Origin of the sequence: Streptococcus sp. DD04 (assembly GCF_001578725.1) — a bacterium.
Classification (GTDB): Bacteria; Bacillota; Bacilli; order Lactobacillales; family Streptococcaceae; genus Streptococcus; species Streptococcus sinensis.
This window is the reverse complement of record NZ_KQ968978.1, coordinates 98,172-121,642: the sequence shown is the minus strand read 5'-3', so window position 1 is coordinate 121,642 and position 23,471 is coordinate 98,172. Positions and strand designations below refer to the sequence as shown.

Here is a 23,471-nt window from a genome sequence, read left to right as displayed (position 1 = left end):
GATAACATTAGATTATTTACTAAAAACAGAACTTATAAATCGTCTTGCTTCCTTATAAGCATCCCCATTCATATCCGGGTATTTACTAAATGTTTTTTCAACCCAAGTATTCCCATGACCACCTATGTCTGGTACGAATCGTTCTATTTCTCCGCACTCTAGAATAAAAATATTATAGTCTATTAAGAATTCTTTTATTTCATTGAATAAAGCCATACAATCTCCCTGCGGAATGATATTTTTTCCACCAGATTTTAAAAGTTTCAAACTACTAATATCTCTTAATATTGTTTTTATCCGCTCTGCTACTTTTGGAGACATATATATATCTGCATCAAACGCTTCATTAATTTCAGTTTTTATCCGCTCTTGAGTTTTGACTTGAGAATTCATTTCTCTTTCAAAATTCTCTAAAAATTGTTTATGTTGCTTTTCTATCCTTTTATAACACTGAGACTCAATTGAATTTAACAGTTGCTTCAAGCTATCTGTATTACTTATTAAATCAATATCAGCAATAATCTTATACTCAATATTTAATTCTTTTAACAAGGGTACTATTTTTTTAAACTGTTCTTTTCCTCCAACTGCACAAAATAAAGTGTTTTGATAAATTGCTAAAAATTCATGATCTAATACTGCGGAGTAAAATTTACAATCACTTTCATTCTCACATAATACAACCTGATTATAAAATAACCCGTTAAGAATATTTGTATACTTTAGATTTCTATCATTGGAAATCTTTTTAATACTATCGTTGTCAATTGAATTAAATGTATTATTGTTATCATACCTATCTATTTTTATTATTTTAACCCTTGAAGAATCCTCTTCTAGAACACCTCTAATGAAATCAATATTATGTGTCGAAATAAATAATTGTTTACCTTCAGACAACCTAACTATATTTTTTCCCAGCACCCTTGCTTGAGGCGGATGTAAAAAGGTTTCAGGTTCATCAATTAAGAATAATGAATGTTCATTCACAATAAGAGATGCTAAAACTGCAACTGCATTTCTTATCCCATCTCCTTGATTATGTAAATCTTCAAATTGTTTCAATTTATTTAAGTTATCACGTCTATTAGATGTAATAGCATTGCAAATATCATTAGTTTCACCAATTTTATATTTTTTTGTCATATTTCCATCTAGGTAGTCTTCATGTACTTCAACAGATTTTTGAAAACCTGAATCTAAAGCTTCGTTTAATTTTCCAATTGACTCCGAATCAATATCAAGTTTTCTCATAATATTTAAATTTTGATTATCAACTCCTAAATTAAAATTTATTGGTCTAGTGAGACCTAAGCGATTCTCAGTAGATAAAAATGAAAACAATGCTTTATAATAAATTTTTTAATCCCAAATGTTAGTGAAAGATTGTTCATTGAAAATATGAGAACTGTTCTCGTCTATCCATACACAGTAGTCTCCATAACTCGTTTTAGCAATATTCCTTTCAAAATAATCTCTAAGTTGTTCTTCAGAAAAACCCGTTGTTTCATACTTAACTTCCTTGACTAACAGTTTTGATTCGGATTTATCATTCAAATCTTCTCTCAAATCTTTTAATGTACGACTTTTACCCACGTTGTTCGGACCAACCAATAATACTATATCGTCTTTATTAAATTCCTTTTTGCTTCCATCATTAAATGTCATTTCTTTAATGACAACAGATGGGACTAAGCTGTCTTGGTTTTTCATATAGGTCGTCTCCTTTTAAAACTTTATTTGTACTATATTGATATAAATTGTACAGAGTGTATCACTCAATTATGGATATTATTGAATAAATCTAAACTCAGCTTTTTCTATACCATTATTTAATTGTTACTTATAACAATATTATAATCTATTTTATAATATTTCTCAAAACATATTCATACATGGATAATACAACATAAACTTATCACGATTTTCATTTCTACACACTTTAACTATTATAGTAATTCTCAACTTCCAATTAGAACGAAAACATGTTATAATTTTCAATAGTCTTAATCGATAGCATTATTTAAAAAAGTGAACAAACTAATAGTATTAAATAAATAAGGCAAAATAAGGCAACGAAAATTTACAAACAAGGATTAAACCCTTGATATGAAAGGAATCTTAAAAATCTTATGATGAATATGCAATCCATGATGAAGCAAGCTCAAAAGCTTCAGAAGCAAATGGAAAAAGGCCAAGAAGAGCTGGCTGCGACAGAATTTACTGGCAAATCTGCCCAAGATTTAGTTGTAGCGACTTTAACTGGCGATAAAAAAGTTGTAAAATTGGAATTTCAAGAAGCAGTTGTCGATCCAGAGGATTTGGAAACTTTATCAGATATGACCATTCAGGCCATCAACAGCGCTCTTGAGCAGATTGATGAAGCAACCAAAAAGAAATTGGGAGCATTTGCAGGAAAATTACCATTCTAACTTTGGCTAATAAACTTATTCACCAGCTATAAAGAAAACTCTAGGCAGAAATTTTACACTGCTTAGAGTTTTTTGTGACTGCATTTGTCTTTGTTGTATCAGCTATATTCTAGCATGATTGCTAAAATCAGCATTTTTTATGTAAAATTAAATAAATCTACTGCTTTATTCATCAGGAGGATGGCATACTCTGGATTATCTCTCAGTCTCTTGATTGAATTTTGGACCAGTTCTAAATCATCTGTGATAATCCCATCAACTCCTAGCCGGAAGGACTTGGCCACTGCATCCTCGCTATTAATCGTCCAATCATACAAGAGTTTGTCCGAAGTCCAAAGTTTAAAAACGAAGTTTTCATCTAAGGTTGAATACTCCATGGTGTAGCCTGAGGCCTTTGTCCTTGGGAAAATCGTATTATAAGGTAGGATGAAAAAGGTTGGGATTGACGCATTATATTTACGCACCTTATCAATCACGCGATAGTCTAAGGACTGAATTTGATGCCCGTAAATTTTAATCTTGGCTCCATAACGAGTCAGGAAGCGCTCCATCATATCTTCAGAATCTAAATGACTGGTCTTAATTTCAATCAAAAGTCGTTGCCCTAATTGGTCGGCCCGCTCCAAATAGCTATCAAAACTGGAAATTTTTGCTGAATAGCCATTTTCAAAAATGTCTAAAGAAGTAAGCTCATCCAAAGTCAGCTCTTGTGGCTTGGCATTGACACCAGCCAGCTGGCGCAAATTGGCATCGTGCATCATGACAAATTGACCATCCTTGGTTTCTTGCACATCCATTTCAATATAATCTGGTTTGAGAAGAGCTGTTTTTTCTAGTGATTCAACCGTATTCTGGACGCCATTGGCTTGGGAAACTCCTCGATGAGAAATCGTAAGCGGAATGTTTTCCAGCGGGAAATTTAAATAGACGAAGCTTTCAATCGCAAATACAGCACTGGTGGACAACAGTACAAACCAACGCATTAGGGGCAACCCTTTTCTATGTTGGTATTCCGCGAAAGAACTATCTGTCAAAAAGGCAATAAATTTAAGCAGGAAATAGGACAACATGAAGTAATAAGCTAGCTTAATCAAAACATAATTGACCATGGCACTGGCAAAAGAGATGGCATTCGACTGGCTATCGGTATATTGCTGAATCACTAAAATTGGGACAGTGATGAGAAGAAATAGTAAAAAACTTTTAATGAGCAGCCAAAAGAGACTCCAAGAATAATAGAGGACTCGTTTTTGGGTTTTCTGCAAACTATAGCGAACGGCCTCTCGTAAAGGGACATGCTCAAAAAATAACTGAGGCAGGGCAAACATGAGCCGAACGGCTGCCAAATATATGAGAATACCAAGAACTGAAATCAATCCCTTCATCCAAACTGTATTCTGCAAATAGGTGACAATAAACTCCGGAATTAGAATTTTATTAAGATAATAAATCTTTAGGACATGGCGCAAAAAGGGAAAGAGAAATCCTGCATAAAGCGCTATAAACAGAATCTTACTGGGACGAGCATATTTAATCAAACTCCAACTATCTTTGAAAGTTTGCTTGATAAATTGAAAAATGCTTCGCTCCTGCTTGTCTAAAAGATTGCGCACCCCCATAAAAATAAGGCCAATTTGGTAATAAGCTACTAAAAGATTGGCCACAAATAGGCTCACAAATCCTAAAGAAGCCAGCCAATTAGAAGTTAAAACTCCCAAAGCGTTGTTATAAGAAAAAAAGAGATAGCCTGTCTGCTTGAGCAAGGTCTCAGCTGAAAATGAATTAAAAGGGATCCATGCGTATTCCATCAGCATAAAATCCAAAAAGAAGAGCACCAATAATTTATCAAGATTCCGATAAAGTCTTAAAATTCCTAATTTTTGCGATTTCATTTCTTTTCCTTTATTATTTTTTAGAAATGTAGATAGTCTGGACCAACCACCATCATATTTGGTCTGGAGGGCTACTCGGCTGAGTTAAGGAAAAATCTGGCGGTCACAAAATTTCTCCAGCAAATCAATACTTGCTGTTTTTCCCTCTTGATTCTGCCCCTTCTTTCACAAATAAATCTCAGCCTGTTCAACTGAGATTTTCTTTATTATCTTCCAAATAAACGGGCGAAAAATCCTTTGCTCTCCTGCTCCTGCACCTTCTCCTTGGCTTCATCCAGCTCCAAGAGGAGGGTTTCACGCTCACTCATAGCCTTGGCCGTCAGCTGCTGCTGCTGGTCCAGCTGTTTGTCTTTTTCTGCAATCTGCACATCCTTGATACGGAGCTGCTCATCTTTTTTAGCTAGCTGGCTATCTTTGGCCTTGAGTTGTTCATAAAGACGCAAAATCTCAGCATTTTTCTCATCCACTAAAATTTCCATCAGCTCGCGCTGCTTGACTTCTTCACTGACCGGCTCATCTTCAAAAATCGTCTTTTTGTAAATTTCTTCTAACTTAATCAGGCCACTGCGAGTCACAACAGTGACTCCTTTTTCATTTTTTTCTGTATCCTCTGGCGGCAAGGCCTTGACACGGTTATTGATTGCCTGACGGCTGATTCCTAAGATCTCGGCCAGCTCGCTGACTGTCTTTTCAATTGCCATAATTTCCTCTGAAACTTTTTCTAGATATAGTTACCTAAATCTTATCATATCAAGGCTTAACTGTCAAATAGAGTAAAAGTGAAGCAATCAATCTGCCCCACTTTCCCAATTTTCTATAGTTCAACTTGAAAGATTTCCAAGCTCTGTAATTCTTCTTTGGTCAAGCGCCGCCATTGACCTAGCTCCAGACTTTCATCTAGCTGCAAAGGCCCCATGGATAAGCGCTGGAGGTCGATTACTTCCTTCCCGCAAGCTAAAACCATGCGCTTCACCTGATGAAACTTACCTTCTGAAAGGGTAATCTGCACCCGACTGGTCTCAGTTGTTTCATCCGCTTCTAAGATTTTTAGCTGGGCTGGCTGACAGGTGAAGTCTTTGAGTTCGATGCCTTGGGCAAAACGCTCAATATCCGTCTGATCCATCAGACCAGCAACCTGAGCCTGATAAAGCTTAGGCACATGACGCTTGGGTGACAGCATAGCGTGAGATAATGGGCCGTTATTGGTTAGAAGCAGGAGTCCATGCGTATCCATATCCAGTCGGCCAACAGGGAAGACTTCCTTTTGACGGGCAGTATCATCAAGCAAATCCAGAACCGTTCGATGCTGGTCATCCGTCGTGGCTGAAATGACTCCTTTGGGCTTGTTTAAAAGGTAATAGACAAACTTTTCATATTTTAATTCCTGACCATCCACCATAATCTGGTCAGACTGTTCATCAATCTGAGTCTTGGCTGATGTTACTACTGCGCCATTGACCCAAACTTGACGCTTTTTCAACAGTTGCTTGACTTGACTGCGCGAGCCAAGGCCGCTTTCGACTAAAAATTTATCCAGACGCATCTTTTCCTCCTAAACGGCCGTTTTCTTTACGATACTAAAGGCCAACACTGCTATCAAAACCATCAGCGCTCCCAAGATACCAAAGATAAAAGAGGCCTGACTTGAGAAATTGCCAATCAAACTCAGCACGAAGGTTGTAGAAGTAGCTCCGCTACTGCAGCCCAGAATCGCAATCGAAGTTGCTTGATTGAGGGACTTGCTGGGAATCCTCTCAGAAAGAATATGGAAAATTGCTATCAGACTGATATTATAGGCAAAGCCGGCAGCAATGGTAGTCATGCTCAATAGAAACAGATTGGGTGCAAGACCAATCATGATAAGAGTCAGACCGAACACCACTCCTGCAAGCGTCAGCAAATTTTCCTTAAAATGATGCAGCAGGGGTGAAAAAGATAGGCCTGCTACAATCCCGATTAACTGCATGGCTGAGAGAATCAGACCAGCTGTCTGAACGCTTCCCATACCAGACTTTTCAACAATTCCAGGCACGCGCAGATTAATCACGACATTGCTCAAAACGATCACAGCCGCCACAAATGCCAGACCGATTGTCAAAAACCACTGTGAAGCTGTCAAACGTCTTCCTGCCTGATGAGTCTTGTGCTGCTTTTCCTCCTTGCCATAGGGGACAAAGAGCAAATAGAGTGCCAAAACAATCAGACCTGACGCATAGACCAAGAAAGCGACTTCCCAGCCAAAGCGAAGCAGCTGGCTGACCCCCAGTGTCAACAAGGCTGTTCCAACAACTTCTGCCGAACCACGCAGACCCAAAGTCTGAATTCGTTCCTTGCCCCGATAACGTTCACTGATAATCGAAATCGCTTTGGCATTAAGCAGACCGACTCCCATACCAAAGATGAAACGTGAGGCAAAAATCACCCAATAATCCTGATTTAAGAGAGGAACAAAACCGCAGAGAGAAAAAATCAGGAGCCCCGCCACAATCATCTGTCGTTCGGATAAATATTTCTCAACTCGGCCATTTAAGAGCAGCATCAGCATAATACCGGCCGAAGGCAGAGAAACAAGCAATTCCACCCAGCTCTCTGGCAGGTCTTTATAAAAGGCAAACATAGCTGATTGAGCACTGGAAACCGAAAATGCTGTAGTCAAAACTAAAGAAAGTGAGAGGATACTCACTTTTTCCATAAACTTTTTCATTCTATTTTCCTTTAAAAATCACACTTCTTTTATCATACAGTTTTTTAGAAAAAGACGCAATCATCTTTTCTTAAAAAATCAGAAATCCATCCACCTGTCTCCATTAACGCCACACTGACCACAATAAAAATGTAGCACCTTCCTTTATTTCTTCTTCAATTTGTGTTATGATGAAGAGTAGAAAAAGGAGAGAATCATGTCTGTTATTGAAAAAACATCTGTTATTGATAAATTAACCAAAGCGGCTCATTTGATTGATATGAGCGATATTATCCGCGAGGGCAACCCGACCCTGCGTGCGGTGGCCGAGGAAGTCAGCTTCCCGCTATCAGACCAGGAAATCATTCTGGGTGAGAAAATGATGCAGTTTTTGAAACATTCTCAAGATCCTGTCATGGCTGAAAAAATGGGGCTACGTGGCGGTGTTGGTCTAGCAGCTCCCCAGCTGGATATTTCCAAGCGGATTATCGCTGTTTTAGTCCCCAATCCAGAAGACGAGGAAGGCAATCCACCGAAGGAAGCTTATTCATTGGCTCAAGTCATGTACAATCCCAAAGTTGTTGCCCACTCCGTCCAAGATGCTGCTCTGGCTGATGGAGAAGGTTGCCTGTCGGTTGACCGAGAAGTGCCAGGCTATGTCGTGCGTCATGCACGGGTGACCGTGGATTACTTTGACAAGGATGGTCAAAAACACCGCATCAAACTCAAAGGCTACAATTCTATCGTGGTTCAACACGAGATTGACCACACCAACGGCATTATGTTCTACGACCGCATTAATGAAAAAGACCCTTTCGCAGTCAAAGACGGTATGCTGGTGCTAGAATAAAGAACTCACATATCTCAAACAAAAATACCTAGATGCTTTTACGTCTAGGTATTTTTTCTTCTATTCTAACTGCCTCGATCCCAGAAAAGAGCCAAAAGGATCACAGCACCCAAGACTGATGGAAGAATAGCTGTGTCCGCTAACATCGGTCCCCAATGGCCAAAAAGCAACTGACCAATCCAGGAACCAAACCAGCCCAAGAGGATTTTCCGATACAGCCCATACGCTCACCACGGCTGGTAATAGCCCCAGCGATGAGGCCGATAACAAAGCCAACAAACATACTACCAATCATATAGGATCCTTCTTTCTATGTTTCTAAGAATATTTCTCAAGAAGCAGGCGGGAGCTGTCAGATTAAAAGTACCCGTCACAACAACTTCAAATCTTAGATTGCCCAGTCTCCATTGCGGAAGATTGGCACACGGCTGCCATCTTCGCGGATACCGTCAATATCCATCTGGTTAGAGCCAATCATAAAGTCCACATGGACATCCGAGCGGTTGAGACCTGCTGCTTCTAGCTCTTCTTCAGAGAAATTCTCTCCGCCGACCACATTAGTCGCATAGGCTGCACCAATAGCCAAGTGGTTAGAAGCATTTTCATCAAAAAGAGTGTTAAAGAAAGTAATGCCTGACTGAGAAATCGGGCTTGGATCGGGTACAAGAGCTACTTCACCCAAAGCACGCGCACCAGCATTTTCAAAGACAAGATCCTTCATAACCTGATCGCCCTTTTCAGCAGTAATGTCCACAATCTGGCCATCCTTGAAGGTCACCTTGATGCCTTCGATGATGTTGCCATTGTAGCTGAGAGGCTTGGTGCTGGTCACATAGCCATCGGCCCGGCGGAAGTCTGGTGCTGAAAAGACCTCCTCTGTCGGCATATTGGCAATAAAATATTCACCCTGAGCATTAAGACTGCCTGCTGACTCCCAGTGATGGTTCTTAGGCATGCCCAGTATCAAGTCTGTTCCCGGTGCTGTGTAGTGCAAGGCAGTGAATTGCTCCTCATTCAAGATCTTAGCTTTTGAGCCAAGCTTTTCTTCATGAGCCTTCCAAGCTGCAACTGGATCATCCTCATAGACACGGCAGGTTTTGAAAATCTGATCCCAGAGCAAATCTACTGCCTCTTCATCGCTGGCTGCATTTGGGAAGACCTTCTTAGCCCACTCTGTACCCGCTGCTGCAGCGACTGTCCAGCTAACTTTATTGGATTGGGTTGCAATCCGCATCGGCTTCATGGCCAGTCCCATAGCTTTAGCAGAAGCTGATAGTTTCTCAGCATCCACGCCATTCAAAGCTCCTGGGTCAGATGAACGAACGCCCAAGCGGCTGGCTTTCTTTTCAAGGAGATAGTTCATCTCAGCAATCTTGTATTCTGGGACATTGTCCAAGCGCTCCATTGGCGCATGAAGGAATTTCTCCCGCGTACTCAAATCATCCGCCCACTGGACGACAACCTCGTGAGCTCCCAGAGCATAGGCTTCCTTGACAATCAAGTGAGCCAGCTCACGCTGCTCCACATCAATATTGAGTGCCACCGTATGACCCGGTTGCACATTGATACCATTGGCAACCAATAATTTAGCGTATTTTTCTAAGTTTTCTTTAAAATTTGGCAGAACCATTCTGCTTCTCCTTTTCTCTTTTTATTTCTCTTTAAACAAAGACAGCAGGCTTACTGCTGCCACAGTACCGTAAATCAAAGCGGTCATTTTCAAAATCGTGTCTGGATCTAGGTCCAGCTGGTAATCAAAAATCTTTTGCGCTGGCTTATCCTGAGCGGAAATGGTCAATTTCATAAAAACACCTTTCTTTATTTTAGAAAAACTCATCAAACAAACTCAACTGGTTATCCTCAGGCATATTGCCTAGAATGCCCATGTCGTCCATTTTTTCGACTAGGGTGCTAGAGAGGCCGCCACGTTTGCGGAGCTCTGTCTTGGAAAGGAATTCGCCTTCTTCCCGTGCTCTGACCACTTGGCGGGCAACGTTGTCACCTAGGCCGTCCATGGTAGAGAAAGGTGGGATAAGGGTATCCCCTTCGATGAGAAACTCGGTCGCATGGCTCTTGTAGAGATCCAGCTTTCCGAATTTAAAGCCCCGCTCCAGCATTTCATTGACGATTTCCAGAGTCGTATAAAGGTCGATTTCCACATTGGAGGCCTCGTTATTCTTGCGCTTGTCAGCGATTTCGTTCATCCGGCGTTTGACGGCATCTAGACCGCCACTCATGGTCTTGATATCAAATGCTTTAGCCCGGATAGAGAAGTAGGCACAGTAGTAATAAAGCGGATGATGCACCTTGAAGTAGGCTACCCGCAGGGCCATCATAACATAGGCTGCCGCATGGGCCTTGGGGAACATGTACTTGATCTTTCCACAGGACTCGATGTACCACTCTGGCACATTGTTTTCCTTCATGGCTGCGATATAGCCGTTACGCTCTTCTTCAGAAATCTTTAGCCAGAGGCCCTTCCGCACGCGCTCCATGATCGTAAAGGCCATCTTAGGATCCAAGCCCTTGTGCATGAGGTAAACCATGATGTCGTCCCGACAGCCGATAACGGTCGATAGGTCAGCAATCCCTTGCTTGATCAAGTCCTGAGCATTGCCTAGCCAAACGTCCGTACCATGAGAGAGACCAGATAGCTGTAAGAGCTCCGCAAAGGTGGTCGGATGGGTCTCATCAACCATGCCCCGTACAAAGTTGGTCCCAAACTCCGGAATTCCCAGCATACCAGTCGGCGTGCCAATTTGCTCCTGAGTCACACCCAAAATGTCTGTCCCAGAAAAGAGGGCCATGACGCCAGCATCATCCATAGGAATATCATTAGGATCAATGCCAGACAAGTCCTGGAGTTTCCGAATCATGGTTGGATCATCGTGTCCCAGAACGTCTAGCTTGAGGACATTTTCATCGATATCGTGGAAATTAAAGTGGGTGGTCTGCCACTCGGCCGTCACATCGTCAGCTGGATATTGGACCGGTGTAAAGTCATAGACATCCATGTAGTTAGGAATAACAACGATTCCGCCGGGGTGCTGACCGGTCGTCCGTTTGACTCCGGCAGCTCCTTGAGCCAGACGTTCGACTTCGGCGTCCCGATAGAATTTCCCGTAGTCGCGCTCGTAACCCTTGACAAATCCATAAGCGGTCTTAGCCGCAACCGTACCAACGGTCCCAGCCCGAAAGGCATATTCCGAACCAAAGATATCTCTCACGTCTAAGTGGGCACTGGGCTGATCCTCTCCAGAGAAGTTCAAGTCAATATCGGGTACCTTGTCTCCGTCGAATCCAAGGAAGGTCTCAAAGGGAATATCCTGACCATTTTTACTCAGCTTGTGGCCACACTCTGGACAGTCCTTATCCGGCATATCAAAACCAGAACCATAGGAGCCGTCCGTGATGAACTCGCTGTATTGGCATTTCCCACAGACATAGTGAGGCGACAAAGGATTAACCTCGGTAATCCCAATCATGGTCGCGACAAAGCTGGATCCAACAGACCCCCGTGAACCTACCAGATAGCCCCGCTCATTGGAGCGTTGCACCAGCATCTGCGAAGCCAGATAAATCACGGCAAAGCCATTCCCCAAGATGGAGGTCAGCTCTTTTTCGATCCGCAGGTCTACAATATCTGGCAGCGGATTGCCATAAATCTCAAAAGCTTTTTGATAGGTCAGCTCGGCAACTGTCTCCTCAGCCTTGTCAATGAAAGGCGTATAGAGGTCGCCCTTGACCACCTCTACCGGCTCAAAGGTCTCCGCCAGCTGATTCGGATTGGTGATGACCAGTTTCTTAGCCAAATCCTCCCCTAGGAAGGCAAACTCATCCAGCATCTCATTGGTAGTCCGAAAATGAGCCTTAGGAAGCGGAGCCGGCTGGGCATTTTCACCGTGACCAATAGTCCGGTTAATCATAGCTCCCTGACCGAGACTCCGGACGATAATCTCCCGATAGATTTCTTCTTCTGGCTCGATATAGTGGACGTTCCCCGTCGCAAGGACAGGCTTGCCCAAGCGGTCTCCGACCTCAATCAGATTGCGAATAATGGTCTGCAGTTCTTCCTGGTCTTTGATCTGCTCCTTGGCAATCAGCGGCTCATAGATAGCCGGTGGCATGACCTCGATAAAGTCATAATACTTGGCTACTTCGACAGCCGCATCCACCCCCTGAGAGACAACGGCATCATAGACTTCGCCTTCTGAACAGGCTGAGCCCAGAATCAGGCCTTCACGATGGGCATCGAGGACAGTCCGTGGAATCCGCGGGACACCTTCGAAATACTTGGTATTGGACAGACTGACTAACTTGAAAATATTCTTGAGTCCCGTCTGATTTTTCACATAAATGGTCGCATGCTTGACCCGAGCCTTCTTGTAAGAATTCTCATCGACCAGATCCGTATTCAAATCCTTGAGATTGGTCACACCATGCTTTTCAGCCACATCCTTGATAAAGATAAAGAGAAGGCGGCCCGTCGCTTCCGCGTCATAGTTGGCCATGTGGTGGTGCTCCAGAGCAATCTGGAAACGCTTGGTCAAGGGCCCCAGACCATGCCGCTTGTACTCTGGATAGAGGTTGCGGGCAAATTCCAGCGTGTCAATAACTGGCTGGGTAATTTTCGGCAGGCCATGCCGCTCATAGTTGACATTCATAAAGCCCACGTCAAAGGTGGCATTATGGGCAACGAGGACACTGTCCTGGCAAAATGCCTGGAACTCTTTCAGAATTTGCTCTAGCGGTTTGGCATTGCGAACATGCTCATCTGTAATCCCGGTCAGATCCGTCGTAAAGGCCGACAGAGGATGCCCAGGATTGATAAACTCATCAAACTCAGCGATGATATTGCCCTTGTGCATCTTGCTGGCTGCGACCTGAATCAAGTCATTGTAGACCGCTGAAAGCCCCGTCGTTTCAACGTCAAATACTACATAGGTCGCATCGCTCAGCGCCATGTCCACTTCATTGTAGACGATGGGCACCCGGTCTTCTACAATATTGGCTTCCATACCGTAAATCAGCTGGATACCAGCTTTCTTGGCAGCCTTGTAGCCATGGGGAAAGCTCTGCACATTGCCATGGTCAGTAATGGCGACAGCCTTGTGGCCCCACTTGGCTGCCGTTGCAACGATTTCCTCGACCTCAGGCAGGGCATCCATAGTAGACATATTGGTATGAGCATGGAATTCAACCCGCTTCTGGCCCTCAGACATCAAGTCCTTGCGCTCATAGTGAGTAACGGCCTGAACATCCTGCACATTCATCGTCAGGTCGCGGGTGAAATTGTTCATCTCCACATTTCCCCGCACGCGCAGCCAGGCGCCTTTCTTAATCATGTCAAACTTCTTGGCTTCTTCTTCGTTTTTCATCCATTTCTGCAAGGAGAAGCTGGAAGTGTAGTCTGTCATCTTGAAATTGAGCAAGACCCGGCCGGTCCGAGTGACCCTCTGCTCCAGGTCAAAGACCATTCCCTCAAAGACCAGACGATTCTCCTCAGTCTGAACTTCAATCATAGGGGTAATCTCTGCCTTGTCCAGCTTTGGTTTAGCCGCAGCCTTGCGAGCTTGGAAGTCATAGGCTGGCTTTTCCTCTGGCGGCGGTGCCATCTGCTGCAGGGATTCCATGGCTTTGAGCGCTTCTTCATTGGCCGCCTGAACAATCTTGTCATTCTCCGCCTGGAAATTCTCAGCTTGCTGCTGGGTCAGTTCATCGCTGTGCTGAACCTGACAGGTCAGCTGAGGAAAACCGTACTTGACCAGCTGCTGGCTGAGGTTAGGCAGGTGGTTCTTACGAAAATGCTCCGTATCAATGGTTGAAGCCCCCTCAATCAGCAGCTTGTCCCCATCCAAATGAACCTGCAAATCCTGATAAAGACTCTTGAAGCCATGACTGGCACAAGGCCCCTCCTCAAAGGCCAGCTGGTAATAAGCCTGCAAGAGCTCATTCGACACCTGGGGAGCCTGACAGTGAATTTCAAAAATGGCTTGATTGCCCGTCTTAGAAAACTCTTGAGCTAAGCGCTTCTGCAATTCTCGAAAAATCTCAATAGGCAGAATATTCGCAAAAGAAAAATGAAACTCCCAGACCCGACTGACCTTGTGGACCAGAACCTTCTCAATTTCTGCATTCAAAAAGGCCTCTGAATTTCTCATTTCCAGTGGCATATCCAGCTGATGCATTAAAATTTCAAACTTGTTTGACATGACATTTCCTCGTACAGTAGTGACCCTATTTTACCATAAATCAGCACTTTTTTCGACAGAAAAAGAGTCAGACAAACTTGTCTGCTCTTCGTTCATACTACAAGAAAGTCCAGAGTTTTATCTCAGCACCGCTTCTGCCAGCGCTTTTTGGATAGCAATGACACTTTTATCACTCCGGAAGGTCAGAGTTTCAGCTGGATCCTCAGCGCTAGAAACCCAGATTTTCAGCTCAGCGTCTAGATCAAAGTGACCAGCCGTTTCCACTGAAAAGCGACTAATAGAACGATAAGGATAAGACTTATAAGCCGTTTTCTTGCCTGTCACTCCCTGCTTGTCCACCAAAATCAAGCGTCCGTCTGTAAAAACAATCAAATCGCGAATGAGACTGAAAGCCAGTTCCACATTTTCTGTTGGCGTCAGAATATTCTCCAATTCTCTTTCAACTTTGTCAATATCTTTCTGAGAGGCATTGCCTAATAAACCACTGAATAATCCCATCATTCGGTCCTCCAATCCATTTTTCCTTACTATAGCATTTTCAAGGCCAATAAGCAAAAGAAAACTGCCAGACAAAACTGGCAGTTGCTTTTATTTTGTCAAAATGGACAGAGTTTCCAGCAGATTATCAGCGTGGACTTCAATGGTATCGCCAGTAGCTTTGATCTTGACTTCAACAATGCCTTCTGCGGCTTTTTTACCAACCGTCACGCGGATTGGAAGACCAATCAAATCGCTGTCGCTGAACTTGACACCAGCGCGCTCATTGCGATCATCCACCAAGACTTCATAACCAGCATTTAGCAAGTTAGCCTCGATTTGATCAGTCAGAGCCAGAGCTTCCTCGTCCTTGACATTGACTGGAATCAGATGCACATCAAACGGTGCCAGCTCTTTAGGGAAGTTGATGCCCCAAGCATAGCGGAATTCACCCTTAGGCGTTTTATTGACAAAGAGGCGGGCATGTTGCTCCATAACAGCAGAGAGGAGACGGCTGACGCCGATACCGTAGCAGCCCATAATCATCGGCACTGCTCGACCATTTTCGTCCAAGACATTGGCGTTCATGCTGTCAGAATAGCGCGTTCCCAGCTTGAAGATGTGCCCAATCTCAATACCACGAGCAAACTTGAGGATGCCTTGGCCGTCCGGCGACACTTCTCCTTCACGAACTTCGCGGATATCCACATACTCAGGAGTAAAGTCACGGCCTGGATTAACACCAGTCAGGTGGTAACCATCTTCGTTAGCGCCAACCACAGCGTTAGCCAGGTCTTGCACCTTGCGGTCAGCGATGATTCTCACGCCTTCTGGCAGATTGACTGGGCCTAGTGAGCCAAAGCCTGCGCCCAAGAGCTGACGAACATCCTCTTCACTAGCGACTTCAAAGAAATCAGCTCCCAGATGATTTTTCAGTTTAACTTCGTTGAGTTGGTCATTGCCGACAAGGAGGGCTACGACAGGCTTGTCATCAGCCATGTAAACCAAGGTCTTGATTGTTTCTTCTGTATCAACTTGTAGGAAAGCTGCCACCTCGTCAATGGTCTTGCAGTCAGGGGTTGCCACACGCGCCAGATCTGCTTCAGCTACTACCTTTTGGCTTGGTTTATAAGCATTAGTCGCCATTTCTAGGTTGGCTGCATAGCTAGACTCGCTAGAGTAAGCAATCGTGTCTTCACCAGAAACCATCCATTTGAGCAATTCTGCCTTGATTTCTTCTTGCACTTCTGCCGGAATCTCATCAAATGATGCAACTGACTTGTCCAAAACAACCCAACGGTCAAGGTCTGTACGAGAAGGCGTAATGGCCATAAATTCCTGACTGTCCTTACCCCCCATAGCCCCACCGTCACCGATAATGGCTTTGAAATCTAGTTCGCTGCGAGTAAAGATTTTTTCATAGGCAGACTTGTATTCATCATAAGTTACATCCAAACTATCATAGTTGGCATGGAAACTATAACCGTCTTTCATGATAAACTCACGGGTACGAAGAAGTCCATTACGTGGACGCTTTTCATCACGGTACTTAGGTTGGATTTGATAAAGGTTGAGCGGCAATTGCTTGTAAGATTTAACAGAGTCACGAACAATGGAAGTGAAAGTCTCTTCGTGTGTCGGACCCAGGATGAAGTCTGATTTTTCGCGATTTTTCAGCTTGTAGAGGTCTTCACCATAGGTCTCGTAACGACCTGACTCGCGCCAGAGGTCCGCACTGAGCAGAGCAGGCGCCAGCATTTCAACCGCACCAATCTTATCAAACTCTTCCCGCATGATTTTTTTCGCTTTTTCAATGACGCGGTTGGCCAGTGGCAGATAAGAGTAAACTCCCGCAGAAACTTGGCGAACATAGCCAGCCCGCAACATAAGGGCATGGCTGATAACCTGAGCATCGCTTGGCATTTCGCGCAGCGTTGGGATTAGCATTTTACTTTGTTTCATAAAAACAAAACTCCTTCATAGAATATTTTTCAGTCTTTTAAAATGTTAGAAGAACAATTTCATAATATCATTCCAAGTCACAGCGATCATGAGAACAACCATGACAGCCACCCCCGCCAGAGTAACATAGCTTTCTGTTTCACGTTTCAAGGGTTTGCGACGGATAGCCTCAAGGATATTGAGGACAATTTTTCCCCCATCCAAAGCCGGAATCGGAATTAGATTAAAAATCCCGATATTAAGGGACAGCATGGCTAAGAGACTCAGAATAGCCGGCAATCCTTGCTGAGCTGCCTGACTGCTGACATTATAAATAGCAACCGGACCGCCTAATTTATTTAAATTAAAGTTAAAAATCAAATCTTTCAAAGCCGTCAAAATCCGACCTGTAGTCGTCCAAGTAGCGGTAAAGCCTCCGATCACCTTGTCCCAAAAACCAGTCTTGATAGCAGGCGAAACCCCCAAGAGGTAGCGATTCCCTTCTTTTTTAGGCTCAACGTTCACTTTCTGGATTTTGCCACCACTCTTATAAGTGATGGTCAGTTTTGGTGCATCTGCCTTATCTTTCGTCGCTTCTGACACTGCATCAGTCAGGTCACCCCAGTTTGCAATCTCATAATTGTTGACTTTCAGAATCTGGTCATCGCTTTTCACCCCTGCCTTGGCAACGGCGCCACCTTCCAGCACCTGAAAATGATTGCTATTTTCATCTTGGACACCGCCTTGGAGAAAGGCCAAGAACATGAAAACTAGAATACTCAAAATGAAATTGTTCATGGGGCCTGCAAAATTGGTGATGAGGCGTCCCCAAATAGTCGCATTTTGATACTGGACATCCAGCGGAGCAATCCGAACTTCCGTTCCGTCTTCCTCAACAATGGTCGCATCGTGGTCAACAAAATAAGTCTTGGGCTCATCCAAGACCAGCCCTGTAATCTCCAGCTTTTCTTCAAAATCAAAGCCGGTCACATTCATGGGCAGAGCTGTCTGATCAATTTTCTTGCCGGACAGATTAATTCGCACGACCTTTCCGTCTGCGTTCAGGGTCAGACTAGCCGGCATACCCGTTTTGATTTCTGTCGAATCCTCGCCCCAGCCAGCCATGCGGACATAGCCACCTAACGGCAGAATCCGAATCGTGTAGGCTGTTCCGTCCTTGCCAATATGAGCAAAGATTTTTGGCCCCATCCCAATAGCAAACTCTCGAACTAGAATTCCTGATTTTTTGGCAAAGTAGAAATGTCCAAATTCATGGACCACCACAATAATGCCAAAAATAATGATAAAGGTTATAATCTGCATTCTGTAATTTATTTTATCCTTCCTATGTTTTTCAGAGTTATTCCGTTTCCTTTCAGCCTAGCATCGGAAAATGTGAAACGGATAGGCCGCAAGCGGTAGTGGCATAAAGCAACGTGCACTTAGAATCAACTGAACGATTATAACACAGCAGCTCAACACCACTCCAAGAGCAAGCAACAGGCAGACACCATGAAAGCAAAGAAGGAGCAGAAAGCAGCTAAGCTTTTGAGCTGAGCCAAACTTTCTACCCCCGCTTAGCCGAAAGCTCTCGCACCTTAAGATCTATCAGCCTTGCGTATTGGTGCTATTTGCACTAGCATCTGTTTCCCAAATTCTCTTGCTCGCTATTTTAGAACAAGCCAAAGAAGTGCATGATTGGAAAGACAAAGAGCAAACTGTCAAAGCGGTCCAAAACACCACCGTGCCCAGGAATAAACTTACCTGAATCTTTCACGCCAAAATGACGCTTGATGGCACTTTCTACCAAATCCCCAAATTGACCAGCGATACTGAAAATAACGGTCAACAGCAGGATGGTCAAAAAGCTATGAGGGGTGGCAACTTGCGGACGAACAATCATAAAAATCGCAGAAACCACCACTGCTGAGGCGATACCGCCCAGACTGCCTTCGACTGTTTTATTTGGCGACACCTTTGGCAGCAATTTCCGGCGACCGTAGCGGGTGCCGACCAGATAGGCTCCACTGTCTGTCGCCCAGACGATAAAGAGGGCCAGCAAAACCTTGTCCACATTCACCAAACGGGCATCGATCAAAGCATTAAAACCTAGACCGACATAAAAACTAGAAGCAATCGGATAAGCCGCATCTTCAAAGCTATAGGAAGAACCCAAAACAGTCGCTCCCAGCAAGACAAAGACAATCAAGCCATAAGCCACGACATTACCATCCACGGGTAAAAATTTCAGATAGTTCTCAAGTGGCAGAGTCAAAACAAAGGCTGCCAACATGGCCAGTCCCCCCTCCAGCGTCGCTGTCGGAAGCCCCTTCATCTGAAGCAGCTCATGCACTGCCAGCATAGCCAAAAGTCCAACTCCAATCTGGAAGGCAACACCTCCCATCATCACCAGAGGAATAAAAATAGCTAAGGCAATTCCTCCAAAAATAAGACGTTTTTGTAAATCCTTACTCATCTTTTCTTACTCCCTTACACACCGCCAAATCGTCGATTGCGGCGATTATACTCTACAATCGCATCCTTCAGGGCATTTTCATCAAAATCCGGCCAAAGGATATCTGTAAAATAAAGCTCACTATATGCTGTCTGCCAAGGCAGGAAATTGCTAAGGCGCAGCTCGCCACTCGTACGAATCACTAAGTCAGGATCCCGCAAACTTGCAGGCAGACTGCTGGTATAGAGATAATCTCCAATCATTTCCTCTGTAATATCCGCTGGTTGGACTTTAGCGTCTAAAACATCTTGGGCAAGCTTCTGGACCGCTCGATTGATTTCAGCTCGTCCGCCGTAGTTTAGGGCGAAATTCAAAATCAGCCCCGTATTCAAGCGAGTCAGCTCCTCAGCCTTCTCCAAGGCCTCAAATGTTGCTTTAGGAAGTCGCTTCGTGTCGCCAATCATTTGAATTTTCACATTGTTTCTGTGCAGTTCTGGCACATAGCGATCATAAAACTCAACCGGCAAATTCATAATGAAGGACACTTCTTTTTCTGGTCGCGTCCAGTTTTCCGTTGAAAAGGCATAGACAGTCAAAACCTGCACGCCCATCTCCTTGGCTGCAATCGTTACCTCTTGCAAGGCTTCCATGCCTGCCTTATGACCGAAGACACGCGGCTGCATTCGCTTTTTTGCCCAACGACCATTGCCATCCATGATAATCCCTATATGCTTGGGAACAGTCAAATCTTCATCTGACTTTTCTTTTTTCTTAAAACTAAACATATTTTTTATCCTATTTAAAGTTTTATCATTTTATTATATCATAAATCCTTTAAATGTGGGCAGGAGAGCTGATTTTTCATCTGTCAGATCTGATAATGAAAAGATGGATGTGCGCACAAACAAGTTTCAATAGTATTTTACAAGTATAAAATTGTAAAATATGGACTTACAAATGCCTATAAAAGAAAAAACAGCCATATGGCTGTTCTATGATCAGTATTATTCTTCAATTGCAGAATCTTCTTCAGAAACAGCAACATCACCCTCTACTCCTGCGGCAGCTGGGATACCTTCTGTCAGTGGCAGAACAGTCTTGATAGCTGTCAATTCAAATGTCAGGTAAACACCGTCTACGTCCAAGACAACTGTCTTACGCTCTGAATCGACTTCGTCAATAGTCCCATAAAGACCACCAATTGTAATGACCTCATAGCCTTTTTGCAGTTTATTAAGGCTTTCCATACGTTTTTCAGCTTGCTTTTTCTGTGTCCGTACTTGGAAATACATCATTCCCACCATCACCACAACCATAACAATCAACATTGTTGGATTCATTTCTCTTCTCCTTTGGAATTCATATCGTAACTACTATAGCAGATTTTGGCCATTTTGACAAGGTAGGAAAATGATTTCCAAAAAATCAGGATGACTTGCACCCTGATTTTTTTCTCTTTTATTTAAGATTTTTAACAACTTCTACTACGTGCTCAACTGTAAAGCCGTATTCTTCCAGCACCTTTCCTGCTGGAGCAGATGCACCGAACTGGTCAATTCCGATAACTGCACCGTCTAGACCGACATACTTGTACCAAGGCTGGCTAGCTGCCATCTCGATCGCTACGCGGCGACGAACTGCATTTGGCAAAATTTCTTCTTTGTAGGCTGCATCTTGAGCATCAAAAAGCTCTGTTGATGGTACGCTGACCACGCGAATTTTAGCACCTTCTGCTGCAAGTGCTTTAGCAGCTGCGACAGCCAAATTAACCTCAGAACCAGAAGCCAATAAGATAGTATCGAAATCTGCTCCTGTTTCGTAGACCACATAAGCTCCTTTAGCTACCTTGTCAAAGTCTGTGCCTTCTTCAACTGTCAGATTCTGACGAGTCAAGACCAGAGCAGTCGGAGTGGACTGGCTCTTAAGGGCCAGATACCAAGCTGCCTGAGTTTCACGCGCATCTGCTGGGCGAAGGACAGTCAGGTTTGGAATAGCACGCAGACCAGCCAAATGCTCAATCGGCTCGTGAGTCGGTCCATCTTCACCAACTGCAATTGAGTCGTGAGTGAAGATATACGTCACTGGCAAACCTTGCAGGGCAGACAAACGGACAGCTGCCTTAACATAGTCTGAGAAGACGAAGAAGGTACCACCGTAAACGCGAAGACCACCATGAAGCGCCATACCGTTGAGAATTGTTCCCATAGCAAACTCGCGCACACCAAATTGGATGTTGCGGTTAAGACGGTGAGCGTCGTCCTGCAGGCCATCTTCCTCGATATAGGTCATATTGGAATGAGCCAGGTCAGCAGAACCGCCGAGGAAAGTTGGAAGGACCTTAGCTGCTGCATTGAGGGCATCCTGACTAGAATTACGGGTCGCTTGAGAGAAGCCATTTTCAAGCACTGGGAAATCTTCTGGTTTGATTTCTACTGGATCCTGACCAGCAATGATAGCTGCTACTTCTTCAGCTAATTCTGGATGGGCTTGCTTGTAGTCCTCTACTAGCTGCTTCCATGCATCATAAGCTGCTGCACCGCGCTCCGCTACATTTGTACGGTAGTCTGCATAGACTTCCTCAGGAATCTCAAATGGTGCATAGTCCCAACCCAAGGCTTGACGAGTAGCTGCCGCTTCTTCTGCTCCCAGAGGTGCACCGTGAACAGCATTCGTACCTTGCTTGTTTGGCGCGCCATGACCGATAATAGTCTTGACTTCAATCAAAGATGGTTTACCAGAAGCTTTAGCTGTATTGATAGCTGCATCAATCGCTGCAAGGTCTGTTCCGTCTTCCACCAAAGCAGTGTGCCAGCCGTAAGCGTCATAGCGAGCACGGACATTTTCTGTAAAGGAGTCCTTAGTCTCTCCATCCAAGTTGATATCATTTGAATCATAGAGAACAACCAGCTTATCCAGCTTTTGCAAACCAGCATAGGAAGCCGCTTCAGATGAAACCCCTTCCATCAAGTCGCCGTCGCCACAGATGACATAGGTATAATGGTCAAAAATCGGATAGCCATCACGGTTGTACTTAGCAGCTAAGAAACGCTCTGCCTGAGCAAATCCAGTAGCTGTGGAAATCCCTTGTCCCAACGGACCAGTCGTCGCATCGACACCAGCTGTGTGGCCAAACTCTGGGTGACCTGGTGTCTTAGAACCCCATTGGCGGAAGTTCTTGATTTCTTCTATGCTAACATCCTTAAAACCAGAAAGATGAAGTAATGCGTAGAGCAACATAGAGCCGTGTCCTGCAGACAGAACGAAGCGGTCGCGGTTAATCCAGTTTGGCTCTTCTGGATTGATACGCAGTTGCTTAGTAAACAAGTCATAAGCCATCGGCGCAGCACCCATGACTACACCAGGGTGACCTGACTTAGACTTTTCAATTGCGTCAATCCCTAAAAAGCGAATGGCATTAACTGATAATTGTGACATTGAGTTCTCCTTTCGAAAATAAGAGCGCTTACTCAGCAAGCGCAATCACCTTCTTTTTCTATTCTACACCTACTATTATAGTATAATTTTGTCTTTCTAGCAATAACGGAAGCGCTTTTCTCCCCAAACCATCAGTCTTCCAGCTTTTTGCCAGTCATGTCCTGATAATCCTTGACCATGATGGCCCAGAAATCTTCAATTTTATCCGTCAGAGCAAAGAGATCGCTGCGTCCGACGACATAAAGATCTTTTCTCATTTTCTTACTCATTTTCAATCCGCAGGAAAACACAAAACTAATAACAATATTATACCTATTAGAATTGACCCTGATTCAGAGACAAGGTAAATAAAAACCATGAGTTTATGCACTCATGGTTTTCTAGCATTCAAATATTCTTCCTAATTCTTTATTGTAATCCCATACTTTTCATGGTTTTCTTCATACCATTCAATTAAAGCAAGCGCTGTTTGATAAGTGATATTCTTAATCTTGCTAGTGCCTTTAGCTAAAGTCAAGATGCTCATTTTGCTGACATTTGCATCGGTAGCAACACGGTAACTGGTCAAAGTACCATTGATTAGCAACTGAACGACTGCTTCTACCTTTTTATAATCAGACATTGATGTAATATCCAATCTTTTCATCCTTAAATCCTTTCCTAAAATTAATCTCTTCCAAACTATTATACACCTTTTCTACTATATTTATATATATAAATGCTTATTTTGCATAAAAAAGTAGAAAAATCCAGCTGAAAATCAACTGGATTTTATTTCAGAAAATTTTTAAGCTTTTTCAGTACCATCTGTTGCTGATTTTTCACGAATAACCAGAACACCATCTTCCAAATCGGCCGTCAAGTGCTTAGCATCTAGATTATCTAAGTGGAAATCCGTCACCTTGTCACGAATTTGCTGCTCAATAACCCGGCGGAGCGGACGAACCCCCATGACTTGGTCGTAACCAGCATCGCGCAGGAATTCCTTGGCCGCATCAGATACAGCTAGATCAATTTCTTTCTTGCTGAGAGTTTGATTGACTTCAATCAACATGAGATCTACAATCTCCATCAAGTCTTCCTTCTTGAGATGA

General features: G+C 43.8%; 20 protein-coding genes and 2 pseudogenes. 2 read left to right on the top strand and 20 right to left on the bottom strand.

Features of this window, described 5'->3' with window-relative positions:
• Window positions 1-12: 12 nt before the first annotated feature.
• Together STRDD04_RS05650 and STRDD04_RS11445 are read right to left on the bottom strand one after the other, a co-directional pair.
• On the bottom strand, window positions 13-1,254 hold the full coding sequence (locus tag STRDD04_RS05650; protein WP_231853894.1) for an ATP-dependent nuclease: 1,242 nt from the start codon (window positions 1,252-1,254) through the stop codon (window positions 13-15).
• Between the two features lie 108 nt (window positions 1,255-1,362).
• Window positions 1,363-1,713 carry a hypothetical protein gene (locus STRDD04_RS11445; protein ID WP_231853893.1) on the bottom strand — a complete coding sequence of 117 codons (351 nt, stop codon included), beginning with the start codon at window positions 1,711-1,713 and terminating at the stop codon, window positions 1,363-1,365.
• Between the two features lie 419 nt (window positions 1,714-2,132).
• Here STRDD04_RS11445 and STRDD04_RS05645 point away from each other — a divergent pair, with 419 nt between their 5' ends.
• A complete protein-coding gene (locus STRDD04_RS05645; RefSeq protein ID WP_062200091.1) occupies window positions 2,133-2,432 on the top strand; it encodes a YbaB/EbfC family nucleoid-associated protein in 300 nt (99 codons plus the stop codon).
• Window positions 2,433-2,569: 137 nt separating this feature from the next.
• Here the strand turns inward: STRDD04_RS05645 and STRDD04_RS05640 are convergent, their stop codons facing one another.
• The 4 genes from STRDD04_RS05640 to STRDD04_RS05625 all read right to left on the bottom strand — a co-directional run bounded on the left by STRDD04_RS05640 (window position 2,570) and on the right by STRDD04_RS05625 (window position 7,028).
• Window positions 2,570-4,324 carry a glycerophosphoryl diester phosphodiesterase membrane domain-containing protein gene (locus STRDD04_RS05640; RefSeq protein WP_062200088.1) on the bottom strand — a complete coding sequence of 585 codons (1,755 nt, stop codon included), beginning with the start codon at window positions 4,322-4,324 and terminating at the stop codon, window positions 2,570-2,572.
• 206 nt (window positions 4,325-4,530) lie between these two features.
• Window positions 4,531-5,025 (bottom strand): DUF536 domain-containing protein, encoded by a 495-nt coding sequence (locus STRDD04_RS05635; RefSeq protein WP_037618543.1) that lies wholly within the window; start codon window positions 5,023-5,025, stop codon window positions 4,531-4,533.
• 113 nt (window positions 5,026-5,138) lie between these two features.
• The gene (locus tag STRDD04_RS05630; RefSeq protein ID WP_062200085.1) at window positions 5,139-5,867 is read right to left on the bottom strand and encodes a pseudouridine synthase; all 729 of its coding nucleotides are present in this window, start codon (window positions 5,865-5,867) and stop codon (window positions 5,139-5,141) included.
• A 9-nt stretch (window positions 5,868-5,876) separates the two neighbouring features.
• Window positions 5,877-7,028 carry an MFS transporter gene (locus STRDD04_RS05625; protein ID WP_062200084.1) on the bottom strand — a complete coding sequence of 384 codons (1,152 nt, stop codon included), beginning with the start codon at window positions 7,026-7,028 and terminating at the stop codon, window positions 5,877-5,879.
• Between the two features lie 196 nt (window positions 7,029-7,224).
• Between STRDD04_RS05625 and def the strand changes: the two genes are divergently transcribed.
• Window positions 7,225-7,857, top strand: a complete 633-nt coding sequence (gene def, locus STRDD04_RS05620; RefSeq protein ID WP_062200081.1) for a peptide deformylase — start codon at window positions 7,225-7,227, stop codon at window positions 7,855-7,857.
• Between the two features lie 65 nt (window positions 7,858-7,922).
• On the opposite strand, the pseudogene STRDD04_RS05615 reads toward def, so the two are convergent.
• From STRDD04_RS05615 to STRDD04_RS05560, 14 genes and pseudogenes are all read right to left on the bottom strand, one after another.
• Window positions 7,923-8,152, bottom strand: a pseudogene (locus tag STRDD04_RS05615) (GlsB/YeaQ/YmgE family stress response membrane protein).
• A gap of 93 nt (window positions 8,153-8,245) precedes the next feature.
• Window positions 8,246-9,487 carry an aminopeptidase gene (locus tag STRDD04_RS05610; protein ID WP_062200079.1) on the bottom strand — a complete coding sequence of 414 codons (1,242 nt, stop codon included), beginning with the start codon at window positions 9,485-9,487 and terminating at the stop codon, window positions 8,246-8,248.
• Window positions 9,488-9,508: 21 nt separating this feature from the next.
• Window positions 9,509-9,661 (bottom strand): hypothetical protein, encoded by a 153-nt coding sequence (locus STRDD04_RS11160; RefSeq protein WP_197460085.1) that lies wholly within the window; start codon window positions 9,659-9,661, stop codon window positions 9,509-9,511.
• Window positions 9,662-9,680: 19 nt separating this feature from the next.
• Window positions 9,681-14,069: a PolC-type DNA polymerase III gene (locus tag STRDD04_RS05605; protein WP_062200076.1), complete on the bottom strand. Its 4,389-nt coding sequence runs from the start codon at window positions 14,067-14,069 to the stop codon at window positions 9,681-9,683.
• Between the two features lie 117 nt (window positions 14,070-14,186).
• Window positions 14,187-14,570, bottom strand: a complete 384-nt coding sequence (locus STRDD04_RS05600) for a PH domain-containing protein (protein ID WP_187423866.1) — start codon at window positions 14,568-14,570, stop codon at window positions 14,187-14,189.
• A gap of 87 nt (window positions 14,571-14,657) precedes the next feature.
• Window positions 14,658-16,508: a proline--tRNA ligase gene (locus STRDD04_RS05595; RefSeq protein WP_062200074.1), complete on the bottom strand. Its 1,851-nt coding sequence runs from the start codon at window positions 16,506-16,508 to the stop codon at window positions 14,658-14,660.
• Window positions 16,509-16,553: 45 nt separating this feature from the next.
• Window positions 16,554-17,810, bottom strand: coding sequence for an RIP metalloprotease RseP (gene rseP, locus STRDD04_RS05590; protein WP_062200071.1), 1,257 nt, complete (start codon window positions 17,808-17,810; stop codon window positions 16,554-16,556).
• 349 nt (window positions 17,811-18,159) lie between these two features.
• On the bottom strand, window positions 18,160-18,963 hold the full coding sequence (locus tag STRDD04_RS05585) for a phosphatidate cytidylyltransferase (RefSeq protein ID WP_062200067.1): 804 nt from the start codon (window positions 18,961-18,963) through the stop codon (window positions 18,160-18,162).
• A 14-nt stretch (window positions 18,964-18,977) separates the two neighbouring features.
• The gene (locus STRDD04_RS05580) at window positions 18,978-19,727 is read right to left on the bottom strand and encodes an isoprenyl transferase (protein WP_062200064.1); all 750 of its coding nucleotides are present in this window, start codon (window positions 19,725-19,727) and stop codon (window positions 18,978-18,980) included.
• Window positions 19,728-19,946: 219 nt separating this feature from the next.
• Window positions 19,947-20,282 carry a preprotein translocase subunit YajC gene (gene yajC / locus STRDD04_RS05575; RefSeq protein ID WP_037618567.1) on the bottom strand — a complete coding sequence of 112 codons (336 nt, stop codon included), beginning with the start codon at window positions 20,280-20,282 and terminating at the stop codon, window positions 19,947-19,949.
• 118 nt (window positions 20,283-20,400) lie between these two features.
• Window positions 20,401-22,377, bottom strand: a complete 1,977-nt coding sequence (tkt, locus tag STRDD04_RS05570) for a transketolase (RefSeq protein ID WP_062200061.1) — start codon at window positions 22,375-22,377, stop codon at window positions 20,401-20,403.
• A 131-nt stretch (window positions 22,378-22,508) separates the two neighbouring features.
• Window positions 22,509-22,634 (bottom strand): hypothetical protein, encoded by a 126-nt coding sequence (locus tag STRDD04_RS11585; protein WP_267960796.1) that lies wholly within the window; start codon window positions 22,632-22,634, stop codon window positions 22,509-22,511.
• 143 nt (window positions 22,635-22,777) lie between these two features.
• Entirely contained in the window at window positions 22,778-23,023 is a 246-nt protein-coding gene (locus STRDD04_RS05565; protein WP_037618571.1) for a hypothetical protein, read from the bottom strand.
• A 141-nt stretch (window positions 23,024-23,164) separates the two neighbouring features.
• A pseudogene (locus STRDD04_RS05560) lies at window positions 23,165-23,471 on the bottom strand (ATP-dependent Clp protease ATP-binding subunit); the annotation flags it as partial.

Bases quoted from the DNA above. Each gene is read 5' to 3' on its own strand.
- STRDD04_RS05605 (WP_062200076.1), bottom strand. From the start codon at position 14,069: ATGTCAAACAAGTTTGAAATTTTAATGCATCAGCTGGATATGCCACTG.
- tkt (WP_062200061.1), bottom strand. From the start codon at position 22,377: ATGTCACAATTATCAGTTAATGCCATTCGCTTTTTAGGGATTGACGCA.
- STRDD04_RS05595 (WP_062200074.1), bottom strand. From the start codon at position 16,508: ATGAAACAAAGTAAAATGCTAATCCCAACGCTGCGCGAAATGCCAAGC.
- STRDD04_RS05625 (WP_062200084.1), bottom strand. From the start codon at position 7,028: ATGAAAAAGTTTATGGAAAAAGTGAGTATCCTCTCACTTTCTTTAGTT.
- STRDD04_RS05630 (WP_062200085.1), bottom strand. From the start codon at position 5,867: ATGCGTCTGGATAAATTTTTAGTCGAAAGCGGCCTTGGCTCGCGCAGT.
- STRDD04_RS05610 (WP_062200079.1), bottom strand. From the start codon at position 9,487: ATGGTTCTGCCAAATTTTAAAGAAAACTTAGAAAAATACGCTAAATTA.
- STRDD04_RS11585 (WP_267960796.1), bottom strand. From the start codon at position 22,634: ATGAGAAAAGATCTTTATGTCGTCGGACGCAGCGATCTCTTTGCTCTG.
- STRDD04_RS05645 (WP_062200091.1), top strand. From the start codon at position 2,133: ATGATGAATATGCAATCCATGATGAAGCAAGCTCAAAAGCTTCAGAAG.
- yajC (WP_037618567.1), bottom strand. From the start codon at position 20,282: ATGAATCCAACAATGTTGATTGTTATGGTTGTGGTGATGGTGGGAATG.
- STRDD04_RS05585 (WP_062200067.1), bottom strand. From the start codon at position 18,963: ATGAGTAAGGATTTACAAAAACGTCTTATTTTTGGAGGAATTGCCTTA.
- def (WP_062200081.1), top strand. From the start codon at position 7,225: ATGTCTGTTATTGAAAAAACATCTGTTATTGATAAATTAACCAAAGCG.
- STRDD04_RS05650 (WP_231853894.1), bottom strand. From the start codon at position 1,254: ATGAGAAAACTTGATATTGATTCGGAGTCAATTGGAAAATTAAACGAA.
- rseP (WP_062200071.1), bottom strand. From the start codon at position 17,810: ATGCAGATTATAACCTTTATCATTATTTTTGGCATTATTGTGGTGGTC.
- STRDD04_RS11160 (WP_197460085.1), bottom strand. From the start codon at position 9,661: ATGAAATTGACCATTTCCGCTCAGGATAAGCCAGCGCAAAAGATTTTT.
- STRDD04_RS05600 (WP_187423866.1), bottom strand. From the start codon at position 14,570: ATGATGGGATTATTCAGTGGTTTATTAGGCAATGCCTCTCAGAAAGAT.
- STRDD04_RS05580 (WP_062200064.1), bottom strand. From the start codon at position 19,727: ATGTTTAGTTTTAAGAAAAAAGAAAAGTCAGATGAAGATTTGACTGTT.
- STRDD04_RS11445 (WP_231853893.1), bottom strand. From the start codon at position 1,713: ATGAAAAACCAAGACAGCTTAGTCCCATCTGTTGTCATTAAAGAAATG.
- STRDD04_RS05640 (WP_062200088.1), bottom strand. From the start codon at position 4,324: ATGAAATCGCAAAAATTAGGAATTTTAAGACTTTATCGGAATCTTGAT.
- STRDD04_RS05635 (WP_037618543.1), bottom strand. From the start codon at position 5,025: ATGGCAATTGAAAAGACAGTCAGCGAGCTGGCCGAGATCTTAGGAATC.
- STRDD04_RS05565 (WP_037618571.1), bottom strand. From the start codon at position 23,023: ATGAAAAGATTGGATATTACATCAATGTCTGATTATAAAAAGGTAGAA.